Source organism: Streptococcus sp. SO4 (genome assembly GCF_030440055.1).
Taxonomy (GTDB): Bacteria; Bacillota; Bacilli; order Lactobacillales; family Streptococcaceae; genus Streptococcus; species Streptococcus nidrosiense.
On the sequence record NZ_JAQFJI010000001.1, the window covers coordinates 119,339 to 133,863 of the forward strand.

The 14,525-nt window shown below is 37.2% G+C and carries 14 protein-coding genes; 13 read left to right on the forward strand and 1 reads right to left on the reverse strand.

The genetic code is table 11. The features are described 5' to 3' along the window. The 13 genes from PCY08_RS00600 (at position 1) to PCY08_RS00660 (ending at position 13,575) form a co-directional block, all read left to right on the forward strand. Entirely contained in the window at positions 1–837 is an 837-nt protein-coding gene (locus PCY08_RS00600) for a phosphorylcholine transferase LicD (protein WP_301559094.1), read from the forward strand. Beyond that, the gene (locus PCY08_RS00605; protein ID WP_301559095.1) at positions 827–1,930 is read left to right on the forward strand and encodes a glycosyltransferase; all 1,104 of its coding nucleotides are present in this window, start codon (positions 827–829) and stop codon (positions 1,928–1,930) included. The genes PCY08_RS00600 and PCY08_RS00605 overlap by 11 nt, the downstream gene beginning before the upstream one ends. Position 1,931: 1 nt before the next feature. Then, the gene (locus PCY08_RS00610) at positions 1,932–2,918 is read left to right on the forward strand and encodes a glycosyltransferase family 2 protein (RefSeq protein ID WP_301559096.1); all 987 of its coding nucleotides are present in this window, start codon (positions 1,932–1,934) and stop codon (positions 2,916–2,918) included. Between the two features lie 15 nt (positions 2,919–2,933). After that, a complete protein-coding gene (locus PCY08_RS00615; RefSeq protein WP_049504778.1) occupies positions 2,934–4,400 on the forward strand; it encodes an O-antigen polysaccharide polymerase Wzy family protein in 1,467 nt (488 codons plus the stop codon). Continuing rightward, on the forward strand, positions 4,393–5,430 hold the full coding sequence (locus tag PCY08_RS00620) for a prephenate dehydratase (RefSeq protein ID WP_301559097.1): 1,038 nt from the start codon (positions 4,393–4,395) through the stop codon (positions 5,428–5,430). The genes PCY08_RS00615 and PCY08_RS00620 overlap by 8 nt, the downstream gene beginning before the upstream one ends. Positions 5,431–5,656: 226 nt before the next feature. After that, entirely contained in the window at positions 5,657–7,144 is a 1,488-nt protein-coding gene (locus PCY08_RS00625; RefSeq protein WP_301559098.1) for a lipopolysaccharide biosynthesis protein, read from the forward strand. A 9-nt stretch (positions 7,145–7,153) separates the two neighbouring features. Then, positions 7,154–7,957 (forward strand): phosphorylcholine transferase LicD, encoded by an 804-nt coding sequence (locus PCY08_RS00630; RefSeq protein ID WP_301559099.1) that lies wholly within the window; start codon positions 7,154–7,156, stop codon positions 7,955–7,957. Next, positions 7,958–8,764, forward strand: a complete 807-nt coding sequence (locus PCY08_RS00635; protein WP_301559100.1) for a phosphorylcholine transferase LicD — start codon at positions 7,958–7,960, stop codon at positions 8,762–8,764. 49 nt (positions 8,765–8,813) lie between these two features. After that, positions 8,814–9,023: a hypothetical protein gene (locus tag PCY08_RS00640; RefSeq protein ID WP_301559101.1), complete on the forward strand. Its 210-nt coding sequence runs from the start codon at positions 8,814–8,816 to the stop codon at positions 9,021–9,023. Between the two features lie 284 nt (positions 9,024–9,307). Next, positions 9,308–10,403 (forward strand): peptide chain release factor 2 gene (prfB, locus tag PCY08_RS00645; RefSeq protein ID WP_152904395.1). Its coding sequence is split into 2 segments (ribosomal slippage): positions 9,308–9,379 and positions 9,381–10,403, totalling 1,095 coding nucleotides; the frame shifts between segments, so codons are not numbered across the junction. 15 nt (positions 10,404–10,418) lie between these two features. Further along, positions 10,419–11,111, forward strand: coding sequence for a cell division ATP-binding protein FtsE (ftsE, locus tag PCY08_RS00650; protein WP_000022259.1), 693 nt, complete (start codon positions 10,419–10,421; stop codon positions 11,109–11,111). After that, positions 11,104–12,030 carry a permease-like cell division protein FtsX gene (gene ftsX / locus PCY08_RS00655; RefSeq protein WP_301559102.1) on the forward strand — a complete coding sequence of 309 codons (927 nt, stop codon included), beginning with the start codon at positions 11,104–11,106 and terminating at the stop codon, positions 12,028–12,030. The genes ftsE and ftsX overlap by 8 nt, the downstream gene beginning before the upstream one ends. A gap of 390 nt (positions 12,031–12,420) precedes the next feature. Continuing rightward, complete coding sequence (locus PCY08_RS00660) at positions 12,421–13,575, forward strand: MFS transporter (RefSeq protein WP_301559103.1); 1,155 nt, start codon at positions 12,421–12,423, stop codon at positions 13,573–13,575. 285 nt (positions 13,576–13,860) lie between these two features. On the opposite strand, the gene PCY08_RS00665 is transcribed toward PCY08_RS00660, so the two are convergent. Next, the gene (locus PCY08_RS00665; RefSeq protein ID WP_049503131.1) at positions 13,861–14,481 is read right to left on the reverse strand and encodes a TVP38/TMEM64 family protein; all 621 of its coding nucleotides are present in this window, start codon (positions 14,479–14,481) and stop codon (positions 13,861–13,863) included. Positions 14,482–14,525: the final 44 nt, after the last annotated feature.

The following is a 14,525-nucleotide window of genomic DNA, read 5'->3' on the forward strand; positions in this document are numbered from 1 at the left end:
ATGAGTGATTTAAAGGCAATTCAAGCTCGTAGCCTAGAGATGGCTGAATATTTTGTCGCCTTTTGTAAAGAACACGATTTACTCTGTTATTTGTGTGGTGGAGGAGCTATTGGAGCTCTACGAAATAAAGGTTTTATCCCTTGGGATGATGATTTAGACTTCTTTATGCCTCGCAAGGATTATGAAAAACTAGCAGAGCTATGGTCTCGTTATGCGGACGAGCGTTACTTCCTGTCAAAAAGTGATAGAGACTTTGTTGACCGCAACCTCTTTATCACTATTCGAGACAAGGAGACGACTTGTATCAAGCCTTATCAACAGGATTTGGATCTACCACACGGCTTGGCCTTGGATGTTCTTCCCTTGGATTACTACCCTAAAAACCCAGCTGAACGTAAGAAACAGGTACGTTGGGCTTTGATTTATTCTCTCTTTTGTGCACAAACCATTCCAGAAAAGCACGGAGCTCTCATGAAGTGGGGTAGTACCATTTTACTAGGATTGACTCCTAAAGCCCTTCGCTATCGTATCTGGAAAAAGGCTGAGAAAGAAATGACCAAGTATGGACCAGCCGAAAGTGATGGCATTACAGAATTATGTTCAGGGCCAGGATACATGAAGAAAAAGTATCCAATTCAGGCTTTTGAAGACAACATCTTCCTACCTTTCGAAGGAACAGAAATGCCTATTCCAGTTGGCTATGATGCCTATCTCAGCACAGCTTTTGGTGACTACATGACACCACCACCAGCTGACAAGCAAGTGCCTCACCACGATGCCCTTATAGCGGATATGGATAAGAGTTATAGAGAATATATGGGGGAGTATGGTGGATAAGAAGAAAATTCTATTTTTTATGTGGTCTTTCTCCCTAGGAGGCGGTGCCGAAAAAATCCTTTCTACGATTGTTTCAAACTTGGATCCGGAAAAGTATGATATTGATATCCTTGAAATGGAACATTTTGATAAAGGATACGAACCTGTGCCTGAAAATGTGAGAATTTTAAAAGCTTTTCAAGATTATCGTCAACCAAGATGGTTAAGAGCGCTTTTATGGAGATTGAGAATTTATTTCCCAAGATTAACAAGACGCTTACTTATAAAAGATCACTATGATGTAGAGGTTTCCTTTACTATTATGAATCCTCCTCTTTTATTTTCTAAACGACAAGAAGTGAAGAAGATTTCTTGGATTCATGGAAGTATTGAAGAATTTTTAACTGATAGTTCGAAGCGTGATTCTCATAGACGACAATTGGATGCTGCTGATAGGATAGTAGGAATTTCAAAGAAAACCAGCAATTCTATCAAAGAAGTTTATCCAGATTACTCACAGAAATTAGTAACAGTCTATAATGGTTACGATTTTGAAAGTATTTTGGAAAAATCAAAAGAAAAGATTGCTATTGAGATAGCTCCTCAGAGTATCTGCACTATTGGCCGCATTGAAGAAAATAAGGGCTCTAACCGAGTAGTAGAAGTTATACGACTGTTGCACCAGCAAGGCAAGAAATACCATCACTACTTTATAGGGGCTGGGGACATGGAAGAGGAGTTGAAAAAACGAGTCAAAGAGTATCAACTTGAGGATTACGTTCATTTTCTTGGGTATCAAAAAAATCCATATCAGTATCTTTCTAAGATGCAAGTTCTTTTATCCATGTCCAAACAGGAAGGTTTTCCTGGAGTCTATGTTGAAGCCTTGAGTCTGGGTGTCCCCTTTGTGTCTACCGAGGTTGGTGGAGCAGAAGAATTATCTCAGGAAGGACGATTTGGTAAAATCATTGAAAGCAATCAAGAAGCAGCTCAAGCAATTGATAACTACATGACAGCTGCATCAAGCTTTAATGTCAATGAAGCCAGTCAATTTATTCAGCAATTTACGATTGCTAAACAAATTGAACAAGTAGAAAAACTAATAGAGGAGTAGCATGGAAACTGCATTAATTAGTGTCATCGTTCCAGTCTATAATGTGGCGCAATATCTTGAAAAATCAATAGCATCCATTCAGCAACAAACCTATCAAAAACTCGAAATCATTCTAGTTGATGATGGGGCGACAGATGAAAGTGGTCGTTTGTGTGAACAAATTGCTGAACAAGATGAACGAGTTTTGGTTTATCACAAGGAAAACGAAGGCTTGTCTCAAGCTCGAAATGATGGATTGAAGCAAGCTCACGGAAACTATGTTATTTTTATAGATTCGGATGATTATATACATCCTGAAATGATTGCTAGCTTATACCAACAATTAGTCAAAGAAGATGCGGATGTTTCCAGCTGTGGTGTTATGAATGTCTATGCCAATAGTGAGAGTCCGCAAACTGAAAACCAGGATGATTATTTTATATGTGATACCGAAACATTCCTTAGAGAATATTTAATCGGTGAGAAAATACCTGGTACTATTTGTAACAAACTCATCAAAAAGGAAATTGCAGCACAGTTAACTTTTCCAAAAGGTTTGATTTATGAAGATGCCTATTATCATTTTGATCTCATTAAAGTAGCTAAAAAGTATGTTGTGAATACCAAACCGTACTATTATTATTTCCACCGAGGAGATAGCATTACTACCAAACCATATGCGGAAAAAGACTTAGCTTACATTGATATTTATCAAAAATTTTATACTGAAGTCGTTAAGGAATATCCAAACTTAGTAGAAGTAGCTTTCTTTAGACTGGCATATGCACATTTCTTTATCTTGGATAAAATGCTTCTAGATGAGAATTTCAAAGAGTTTAAAGACTATCCAAGGATTTATGGCTACTTAAAAAAACATGCCTTTGCTATTTTTAAAAATACCATTTTTAGGAAAGGAAGACGTATTAGTGCTTTAGCCTTATTTGTAAATGTAAGATTGTATAGAATATTATTGTTTAAAAATATTGAGCAATCGAAAAAAATTAATTAGAAAAGGAGGGCTGAGATGGTTGATGGCAAACGAATGTTGCTAACGGTTACGATTCTAAGCTATATCGTAACCATAATAAGCGGAATCACTTATTTGTTTACCAGTAACAACGTAGGACTTCTGACAACTTTGCTTTTGCTCTTAATTAGCAGTCTGCTACTTTGCTGGAATAATATCAAATACTATTTGATTCACTTTATATTCTTTATCACAATTTTTATATTTTTGGTATCCAGACCCACCATTGATTATTTTAGAGATGGAGCGCTAGACACCTACCAACCAATTGCTTATCGATTTGCTTTCCTAGTTGTCATTGTTTCTATTTTAGGACTGACAATAGGTGGTTTTATAGCCAATTATTATCTTGTTCGAAAAAGCAAAGCTCCTGTAAAAGTAGAAAAAACGGTGAATGTCAATTATATAAAAAAATTACGTTTTGTGTCATTGAGTGTATTTCTACTCACCTATCCATTTTATTTCCTTAGACTATTTGAGCGCTTGCTATACCGTTTGCAAACTTCTTATTACAATTATTATGCAAATTTTGAAAGTCAATTACCCTACTTTACCTATATCTTATCGACTTTCACGGTTTATGCCATGTGTGTTTACTTAGCAACCAAACCTAAAAAGTCACATGCGACAATGGTTTTAGTTGCCTATATCGCGGCTAACTTGATTCACTTAGTAATTGGTACCAGAAATCCCTTTATTCTGAGTTTGATTTTCGCCTTTGTTTACTACTTTATGCGTGAACAAACGGAGAAAGGGAAATGGATTGGTTTCAAAGAAAAATTGGCTATTTATCTTGGAACACCTGTTCTCATGCTTGCGATGGGAGCACTAAACTATGTTCGTGATAACGCTCAAGTATCCCATAGTGGAGTTTTTGATTTATTACTCGATTTCATTTATAAACAAGGAACTAGTTTTGGAGTTTTAGCGAGAGGATTCTTGTACAATAGTAGTCTTCCGTATAGAGACTTCCGAAATTTCACTTTTGGTCCGGTTGTTGACTATTTTGCGAGAGGTAGTATCGGAATCATATTTGGCGCCAAACCATTTGAACATACGACAAATAGTATCGAACTAGCGATCGATAGTAATAGTTATGCCCACAATTTATCTTATCTTGTTCTAAATAAAGAATATTTAAGAGGCCATGGTATTGGAAGTAGTTATATCATGGAATTGTATACTGATTATGGTATGTTGGGACTATTTCTACTAAGTATCTTACTTGGTATGCTCTTTATAGCCATGCTGCAAGTAGCTTATCGCTCAAGAACAATCTTATTTGCATTATCTTTGCTAATCTTGAATAATTTATTCTTTATGCCTAGAAGTAGCTTCTCAGAAAGTTTCTTTAATCTTTTTACAATGCAATTCTGGGGAATTGTTCTTATTATCATTTTCGTGGCAAAAATGCTTACAAAAGAAAATCATCACTTAATCAAAAAAGGGGAAATACATGTTTGAACATTATTCTGTAGCTGATTTGTTCGCAAATCTTTATAAAAAACGTAAAGTAAATTTGCTAGCTTTACTAGCCTTATTTGCTCTCATAGCTGTACCATTTACTTTAAAAGCTGTTAAAAATAAAAATACAGTCAAAGATTCTACTAGTTATTCTACTTATATCACCTATAAGATAACTGCTCCAGAAACATCATCAAAAACAATTTTGAATCATCAAGTTGGTGGTTATAGTGACTTCTATGCAAAATTGATTGATGGTAATCTAAACGGTGCCTTTCTTTTCAATGATGTTGATTCTGATAAGATGAAGGAAATCGCAAAAGATTTAGATACCACAGAAACAGCATTGAAGAATTCTGCAAGTGACTATTGGACAAAAAAATTAACGATTAACCCATTGATTGATGATGCAGGTGTAACTGTTAAAATTTTAACTCCAAGTAAGGAAGTAAATGATTTCCTTGAAAGCAAATTTGATTCATTGATTGACAAGTTCAAGTCTACCTATACAGACGTTAAGATTGAAAAACTTGAAACAGTTAACTCTAAAGAATTGACTCCGAATGGAGAAGTTGCTCTTGGCTTTAACTTGAAAAATTTGATTTTGCGCTTAGTGATTATTGGTATTCTCTGTGTCATCCTAGTGATCATGGCGAATGTTCTAGTTTATCTCTTCAACCCAACTATTAATCGTGCAGGCGATTTCTCTGCTTATCAAGTAGACTTCGTTTCAACTATTACAACTCTTGAAAATCTTTCTGAACTATTGAGTTACAAGTGTCAAGGTCAACCACTAGCAATTGTAAGTTCAGATAATCGTATTTTGAATAAATTACAAGCAGAATACAAATTGAATCTTGAGGGTGTTCAGTTTGTTAACTTGCAAAATATCAAAGATCTTTTAGCATTTGAGAATGTACTTTTCGTAGAAGAATATGGTGTTACTCGCTATAAGAAATTTGAAGAAAGTATGCAAGAAGTGAGAAATCTAAACCGTTCAGTTTTAGGTGTGATTACTTTTGCACTATAATTCATATAAATAAGGGATAATTATCCAAGACAAAGGAGGACTCGAATGGTCCTCCTTTGTCTTTGGGAAAAATTCAGATTTGACAGAATACTGTAGAAAAGATTTCCTAGAGAATTTGGATAAGGTTTCGTCAGGGAGGACAAACATGGCTTGAGGAACAGATTTCCCAGTCAAATAGGTTTTTTTAACTAACTTTATGATATAATAAATCAACGAGGTAAATTGAATGAAAAGTATAAAATTAAATGCCCTGGCTTATATGGGGATTCGTGTTTTAAATATTATTTTCCCAATTTTGACGGGTACCTATGTTGCGCGTGTTTTAGATCGAACAGACTATGGTTATTTCAACTCTGTTGATACCATTCTGTCTTTTTTCTTGCCCTTTGCAACCTATGGAGTCTATAATTACGGGCTTCGAGCTATTAGTAATGTAAAAGATAATAAGAAGGAATTAAATAAAGTCTTTTCAAGTCTTTTTTATTTGTGTGTAGCTTGTACGATTATTACAAGTGCCGTCTATCTTTTATCGTATCCTTTGTTCTTTAATAGTAATCCTGTTATTAAGAAAATCTTCTTGGTAATGGGGGTTCAACTCATAGCTCAGATTTTCTCAATCGAATGGGTGAATGAAGCGCTTGAGAATTATAGCTTTTTATTTTATAAAACAGCATTTATTCGCATTCTCATGCTGGTATCCATCTTTTTATTTGTGAAAAATGAGCATGATATTGTTATCTATACACTGATTATGAGTCTTTCAACTCTCATCAATTATCTCATTAGTTATTTTTGGATTAAAAGAGATATTCAGTTTGTTAAGGTTACATTAGAAGAATTTAAACCTCTTTTTCTTCCTTTGACAGCCATGCTGATCTTTGCCAATGCCAATATGCTATTTACCTTCCTGGATCGTCTCTTTTTGGTAAAAACTGGAGTTGATGTGAATGTCAGTTACTATACGATGGCACAACGGATTGTAACAGTTATCGCTGGTGTTGTTACGGGTGCGATTGGAGTCAGTGTTCCTCGCTTGAGCTACTATCTAGGTATTGGAAAAAAAGAAGAGTATGTAAATTTGGTAAATCGAGGAAGTCGCATTTTCAACTTCTTCATCATTCCACTTAGTTTTGGATTGATGATTTTAGGGCCAAATGCAATCCTTTTATACGGTAGTGAGAAGTATATTGGTGGTGGCATCTTGACATCTCTCTTTGCATTTCGCACGATTATTCTTGCCTTAGATACTATTCTAGGCTCTCAAATTCTCTTTACAAATGGATTTGAAAAAAGAATTACAGTTTATACCTTATTTGCTGGTGGACTGAACCTAGTTCTTGATAGTCTCCTCTACTTTAATAATATTATTACACCGGAGTATTATTTGATTACGACGATGTTATCGGAAAGTTTTCTCCTGATGCTCTACGTTATCTTTATTCATAAGACCAAGCTCATTAATCTAGGACATATCTTCAAATATACGGTGCGTTATTCTCTTTTCGCATTGACATTTGTTCCGATCTACTTTTTAGTTAATCTTGTTTATCCGGTCAAAATGGTTATCAACCTACCTTTCTTAATCAATATGTTGATTATCATGGTCTTATCAGCTCTTAGCTATATTGGTTTACTCGTTTGGACCAAAGATAGTATCTTTTATGAATTTTTAGGTCATGTCATCTCGCTCAAAAAACGTATTAAAAAATCTTAGGAGGAATAGATGAGAAGATTAAGTATCGAAGAGGCTAAACAAATTGAACTTGATATTTTAGCTTTTATTGACTCGTTTTGTAAAAAGCATGATATTGATTATTTTATCAATTATGGCACCTTGATTGGAGCTATTCGTCACAAGGGTTTTATCCCCTGGGATGATGATATAGACCTCTCTATGACACGTGAAAACTACGAACGTTTTATCCAGTTATTTCATCAAGAACAATCCAAATATAAGATTTTAGCCTTAGAAATTGATGATCACTACTATAATAATTTTATTAAGGTTGTAGATTCGACAACGAGAATAGTGGATACAAGAAATACAAAAACTTATGATTCTGGAATTTTCATTGATATTTTTCCAATGGATTCTTTCAACGATACTAAGGTTATCGATGTTTGCTATAAGTTGGAAAGCTTTAAGTTATTGTCCTTCAGTAAGCATAAGAATATTGTTTATGGAGATAGTAAGTTAAAAGACTTAATTCGTTCCTTCTTCTGGTTTATCTTTCGTCCGATTTCTCCCCGTTATTTTGCGAGTCGAATTGAACAGCAAATTCAAAAGTATAGGGTAAAAGATGGTAAATATATTGCTTTTATTCCTTCCAAGTTTAAGGAAAAAGAAGTCTTTGCCAAAGAAGTTTTTGAAGAGTTAATTGAAGTTCCTTTTGAACATCTGATGCTTTCAGCACCGAAACAATATGATGCTATTTTGAAGCAGTATTATGGTGATTATATGACTCTGCCACCAAAAGAAAAACAGTTTTATAGTCACGAATTTGAAGCCTATAAATTGGAGGATTAAATGCAGTACTTAGAAAAAAATGAGATTAAAGAAATTCAACTAGGTATTTTGGACTATGTTGATGAAATTTGTAAGAAAAATGATATTCCTTATTTCCTCAGCTATGGAACCATGCTGGGAGCTGTTCGTCATAAGGGAATGATTCCCTGGGATGATGATATCGATATTTCACTGTATAGAAAAGACTATGAGCGTCTATTAAAAGCAATTGAGGAGGACAAACATCCTGTTTATCGTGTTCTTTCTTACGATACCTCTTCATGGTATTTCCATAATTTTGCAGCTATTTTAGATACATCAACTGTAATTGAAGATAACGTAAAATATAAGCGCCATGACACTAGTTTGTTCATTGATGTCTTTCCAATCGATCAATTTTCAGATTTAAGTATTGTTGATAAGAGCTATAAATATGTTGCTTTGCGTCAGCTTGCCTATATCAAAAAAGAACGTGCGGTTCACGGAGATAGCAAATTAAAAGATTTCCTTCGCTTGTGTACCTGGTATCCTCTCAGACTAGTTAATCCGAGATATTTCTATAAGAAAATAGATGAGTTAGTTAAAAATAGTGTGACAGACAATCCTGCTTATGAAGGAGCCATTGGAGTTGGAAAAGAAAAAATGAAAGAAGTCTTTCCAGCAGGAACATTAAAAGAACTGATTTTAACAGAGTTTGAAGGTCGCATGGTGCCTATTCCAAAGAACTACGATGCCTTTTTAACCCAGATGTATGGAGATTATATGACTCCGCCATCAAAAGAAATGCAGGAGTGGTATAGCCATAGTATAAAGGCTTATCGAAAGTAAGTGTGAATGTATTGAAATAAATTGCGATTAGTGGAGCTATGGTTCCTTATTGAGAAATGGAACAACACCTGATGGTTACAAGGTCAATCAAGATGGCATTTGGAGCTTGAATCCTGATAAAGTAGAAGTTCAGGGAAGTCAAGAAAAGCCTAAGAAGGATTCTGATAAGCCAGTAGAGAAGGAAGAAAAATCGGCAGAAGTCAATGAAAAAGATGAAGCTGCTGAAACAAAACCGATTTTGAAGGCAGATAAAGAATGATCTTAGTTGCTTTGCTAGAAAGCTGATTAGGTGCTACGTTCAGCTCTGTCAGATACTTCTCTTTTAAAATAGTATTTATATACATCTCAGAGAATCAATCAATGTTTTTTGGATAAGAAACTTGATCAGCTCTGAGATGTTTTTCGATTTCTCACACACTAAATGATTGAGAATAGCCTTCTCGTCTTCAAATAGAAATATTTTGATAAGAAATTTTAAAAAACACCGATTAGATAAATAAGAAAAATTATGGTATAATAAAACGATACAAAAAAGGAGTATATATGGACATTTCAGAAATTCGTCAAAAAATTGACGCCAATCGTGAAAAATTAGCTTCTTTTAGGGGGTCTCTTTGACCTCGAAGGGTTAGAAGAAGAAATTGCCATTTTGGAAAACAAAATGACAGAACCTGATTTTTGGAACGATAATATTGCGGCCCAAAAAACGTCGCAAGAATTAAATGAACTAAAAAATACCTACAATACTTTCCACAAGATGGAGGAGTTGCAGGATGAAGCTGAAATCTTACTAGACTTTTTAGCAGAGGATGAGTCTGTTAAAGATGAGTTGGTGGAGAAGTTAGCTGAGCTAGATCAGATGATGACTAGCTATGAAATGACTCTGCTCTTGTCAGAGCCCTATGATCATAATAATGCTATTTTAGAGATTCACCCAGGTTCTGGTGGAACAGAAGCCCAAGACTGGGGCGATATGCTTCTTCGTATGTACACTCGTTATGGTAACGCTAAAGGCTTTAAGGTTGAAATCTTGGATTATCAAGCAGGTGATGAAGCAGGTATTAAGTCAGTGACCTTGTCTTTTGAAGGGCCAAATGCTTATGGACTTCTCAAGTCAGAGATGGGAGTTCACCGTCTGGTACGTATCTCGCCATTTGACTCAGCTAAGCGTCGTCACACCTCGTTTACTTCTGTAGAAGTTATGCCAGAGTTGGATGATACTATTGAAGTTGACATCCGAGAAGATGATATCAAGATGGATACTTTCCGCTCAGGTGGAGCAGGTGGACAAAACGTCAACAAGGTTTCAACAGGTGTCCGTTTGACCCACATTCCGACTGGGATTGTCGTTGCATCAACTGTTGACCGTACTCAGTACGGAAACCGTGACCGTGCGATGAAGATGCTCCAGGCAAAACTCTATCAAATGGAGCAGGAAAAGAAAGCTGCTGAGGTAGATGCCCTTAAGGGGGATAAGAAAGAAATCACATGGGGAAGCCAGATTCGCTCCTATGTATTCACCCCTTATACCATGGTGAAAGATCACCGTACTAGTTTTGAAGTTGCGCAGGTAGATAAGGTTATGGATGGAGACTTAGATGGTTTCATCGATGCCTATCTAAAATGGCGTATTAGTTAAAAGAAAGGAAGTCACATGTCGATCATTGAAATGAGAGATGTTGTCAAAAAGTATGACAACGGGACAACAGCCCTACGTGGCGTCTCTGTGAACATTGAACCAGGAGAGTTTGCCTATATCGTAGGTCCTTCAGGTGCAGGTAAGTCAACTTTTATCCGTGCCTTGTACCGTGAAGTTAAAGTTGAAAAAGGAAGTTTGCAGGTTGCAGGTTTTAATCTTGTTAAGATTAAAAAGAGAGATATCCCGCTTTTGCGTAGAAACGTAGGCGTCGTCTTTCAGGATTACAAACTCTTGCCAAAGAAAACTGTTTATGAGAACATTGCTTACGCAATGGAGGTTGTCGGTGAAAGCCGTCGCAATATCAAAAAACGTGTTATGGAAGTTTTGGATCTTGTCGGCTTGAAGCATAAGGTTCGTTCATTCCCTAATGAATTATCAGGTGGTGAGCAACAACGTATCGCCATTGCTCGCGCTATCGTAAACAATCCTAAGGTATTGATTGCCGACGAACCGACAGGTAACTTGGACCCGGATAACTCATGGGAAATCATGAACCTCTTGGAGCGCATCAATCTCCAAGGTACGACTGTTTTGATGGCGACCCACAACAGCCAAATCGTAAATACCTTGCGCCACCGTGTCATTGCCATCGAGAATGGTCGTGTGGTTCGTGACGAAGCGAAAGGAGAGTACGGATACGATGATTAGTAGATTTTTCCGCCATCTATTCGAAGCTTTAAAGAGTTTAAAGCGTAATGGGTGGATGACCATTGCTGCTGTCAGTTCAGTAATGATTACCTTGACCTTGGTTGCAATTTTTGCCTCAGTTATCTTTAATACTGCAAAATTGGCAACGGATATCGAAAACAACGTCCGCGTCATGGTTTATGTCCGTAAAGACGTTGAAGACAATAGTGAAACCATCGTCAAAGAAGGTCAAACAGTTACTAACAATGACTACCACAAGGTTTATGATGCCCTCAAGGCTATGTCAGCTGTTAAAAGTGTAACTTTCTCAAGTAAAGAAGAGCAGTACCAAAAGCTGACTGAAACCATGGGTGACGAGTGGAAGGTTTTTGAAGGAGATGCCAATCCTCTTCATGATGCCTACATAGTAGATACCAATTCACCAAGTGATGTGAAACCAGTAGCTGAAGAAGCTAAGAAAATCGAAGGAGTTTCTGAGGTTCAAGACGGTGGTGCCAATACGGAGCGTCTCTTCAAGTTGGCTTCCTTCATCCGTGTTTGGGGATTGTTCATTGCAGGACTCTTGATTTTCATCGCGGTCTTCTTGATCTCAAATACCATTCGTATTACTATCATTTCACGTAGTCGTGAAATCCAAATCATGCGTTTGGTTGGTGCTAAAAACAGCTACATCCGTGGCCCATTCTTGCTAGAAGGTGCCTTTATTGGTTTGTTGGGAGCAGCTCTTCCCTCAGTTCTGGTTTACTTTATCTATAACCGAGTATTCCAATCTGTCAACCCATCCTTGGTTGGACAAAACCTATCCTTGATTACCCCAGATACCTTTATTCCACTGATGATCGGTCTTTTGTTCCTCATTGGAATCTGTATCGGTTCACTTGGTTCAGGAATCTCAATGCGCCGATTCTTGAAAATCTAAGTAAGATAGTTTACTAAAATCTATAAAAGTAGGATACCATCAAGGCTTCTCCGAGTCTGATGGTCCTACTTTTTATGTTGAACTTATAAATCATACTCTTCAAAAATCTCTTCAAACCACGTCAGCTTCGTCTTGGCGTATATTTGTTACTGACTTCGTCAGTTCTATCCACAACCTCAAAACAGTGTTTTGAGCAACCTGCGGCTTGCTTCCTAGTTTGCTCTTTGATTTTCATTGAGTATCAGTTGCTTGCCAATTTTTGGGAAACAGTGTATGATAGGAAAGGACCTTTTTGCTAAAAGAGTGATAGGGACTAGATGAAAGAAATCTTTGATCTCTAGAGTAATATCTAGCTCTTTTGACTTAACATAAATAATGAATGAGGATAAAATGAAACAATTTTTGGAAAAAGTGAGTATACTTTCCCTGTCGTTAGTATTGATCACATCATTTTCAATATCGAGTGCCCTACCAGCCATGTTTGACTATTATCAGGGCTACTCGACAGGTCAGGTCGAGCTCTTGGTCAGCCTTCCATCCTTTGGGATTATGGCCATGCTCCTTTTAAATGGAGTTTTAGAACGGATTTTTCCTGAACGACTTCAGTTGACCTTGGGACTTTTGATTTTATCAATCAGTGGAACAGCTCCCTTCTGGTATCAGGGATACTACTTTGTTTTTGCCACTCGTCTTCTCTTTGGGATTGGAGTGGGGATGCTTAACGCCAAGGCTATCTCTATCATCAGTGAACGGTACCATGGCAAGACTCGTATCCAGATGCTTGGTTTTCGTGGTTCAGCTGAGGTGGTGGGAGCCTCTATCTTGACCTTGACAGTTGGTCAGCTTTTGGCCTTTGGGTGGACTGCAACCTTCCTAGCCTATGCTGCAGGTTTAGTGGTTCTTGTACTCTTCCTTCTCTTTGTCCCTTATAACAAAGAAGAAGTTCATGAGTCCAAGCAAAAGACAGAAGAAGCAGCGAAACTAACTCGCTCCATGCTACAGCTGATTTTCTTCCTAGCTGTCGGAGCAGCAGTCATTGTATGTACCAATACAGCCATTACCTTCCGTATTCCTAGTCTCATGATTGAGGCAGGCTTTGGAGATGCTCAGTTGTCTAGTCTGGTACTCAGTGCCATGCAGTTGATTGGGATTCTGGCGGGAATTAGCTTTTCTTTTCTCATCTCTGCCTTTAAGGAAAAACTTTTATTGATTGCGGGTGTAACCTTTGGAATTGGGCAAATCATCATCGCTCTTTCCCCTTCACTCTGGGTGGTAGTTGCAGGTTCGGTCTTAGGAGGATTTGCCTATAGCATCGCTCTGACGACTGTCTTTCAATTGATATCTGAAAGAATTCCAGCAAAACTCCTCAACAAAGCAACTTCCTATGCTGTTTTGGGATGTAGTTTTGGTGCCTCCTTAACACCTTTTGTTCTTTCAGGAATTGGCTTAGTAACAACGAATGGTCGAATGACCTTTATCATTCTAGGAGCATGGATGATTGCGACATCAGTCCTTGTTTCTCTCCTATTGAAAAAAGAAGCTTAACAAAAAGAGGTTGAGAAAAAAACTTTACAATCAGAAAAACGCATACTATCAGGTGTTGAAAACCTTGATACTATGCGTTTTATTTTTTTCATTTTCTGATAATACTCTTCGAAAATCAAATTCAAACTGCGTCAACGTCGCCTTGCCGTATATATGTTACTGACTTCGTCAGTTCTATCCACAACCTCAAAGCAGTGCTTTGAGCAACCTGCGGCTAGTTTCCTAGTTTGCTCTTTGATTTTCATTGAGTATAAAATTGAGTTTTTGATCAACTTTTTTTAGTGATCAGGCGAACATTTGCCAAAAGTAATCAATGATATAGGTCAAGCCGTATGTGTAAACGACCAGGGTAAAGGGCTTGGTCAGGATGATAATGGTCATGTAACGCTTGAAGCTCATCTTGGTTAGAGCTGCCAGCATACAGAGAAAGTCCGCTGGACTAACCGGCCAAATCATCATAAAGATAAAGAATCGATCAAAGCGATTGCCCTTGTCTAACCAACCTATGTACTTATCATAGGTACGCTTGCTGACGACAGACTGAACAAAGGGTGCTCCGTAGAGGCGAACTAGGTAAAAGATAATGGCGCAACCAATAACGATTCCAATATAGTTATAAATAGTTCCAATAATGTGACCGTAGATAAAGACACCTGCCACAGAGGTTAGAGCACCAGGAATGATAGGAACAACCGTCTGCAAAATCTGCAAAAAGATAAAGAGTGGTGGTCCCCAGATACCGGCCTGTTGGATAAAGGCAGATAGGGTTTCCTTGGAATGCAAAACGCCAGCCTGATAGGCCCAGATACAGAAAATCAAAGTACCAACTCCACCGATGATGGAAGAAATATTAATTGCTTGCTGTAGAAGGGGAGAAACAGCTTTCATTTCTTTATCGTGTGACATGTAAACTCCTCTTGAGTAGTATGATTCTACTATACCATATTTTA

Coding starts and splice junctions, on each gene's coding strand:
- PCY08_RS00600 (WP_301559094.1), top strand. CDS start 1: ATGAGTGATTTAAAGGCAATTCAAGCTCGTAGCCTAGAGATGGCTGAA.
- PCY08_RS00605 (WP_301559095.1), top strand. CDS start 827: ATGGTGGATAAGAAGAAAATTCTATTTTTTATGTGGTCTTTCTCCCTA.
- PCY08_RS00610 (WP_301559096.1), top strand. CDS start 1,932: ATGGAAACTGCATTAATTAGTGTCATCGTTCCAGTCTATAATGTGGCG.
- PCY08_RS00615 (WP_049504778.1), top strand. CDS start 2,934: ATGGTTGATGGCAAACGAATGTTGCTAACGGTTACGATTCTAAGCTAT.
- PCY08_RS00620 (WP_301559097.1), top strand. CDS start 4,393: ATGTTTGAACATTATTCTGTAGCTGATTTGTTCGCAAATCTTTATAAA.
- PCY08_RS00625 (WP_301559098.1), top strand. CDS start 5,657: ATGAAAAGTATAAAATTAAATGCCCTGGCTTATATGGGGATTCGTGTT.
- PCY08_RS00630 (WP_301559099.1), top strand. CDS start 7,154: ATGAGAAGATTAAGTATCGAAGAGGCTAAACAAATTGAACTTGATATT.
- PCY08_RS00635 (WP_301559100.1), top strand. CDS start 7,958: ATGCAGTACTTAGAAAAAAATGAGATTAAAGAAATTCAACTAGGTATT.
- ftsE (WP_000022259.1), top strand. CDS start 10,419: ATGTCGATCATTGAAATGAGAGATGTTGTCAAAAAGTATGACAACGGG.
- ftsX (WP_301559102.1), top strand. CDS start 11,104: ATGATTAGTAGATTTTTCCGCCATCTATTCGAAGCTTTAAAGAGTTTA.
- PCY08_RS00660 (WP_301559103.1), top strand. CDS start 12,421: ATGAAACAATTTTTGGAAAAAGTGAGTATACTTTCCCTGTCGTTAGTA.
- PCY08_RS00665 (WP_049503131.1), bottom strand. CDS start 14,481: ATGTCACACGATAAAGAAATGAAAGCTGTTTCTCCCCTTCTACAGCAA.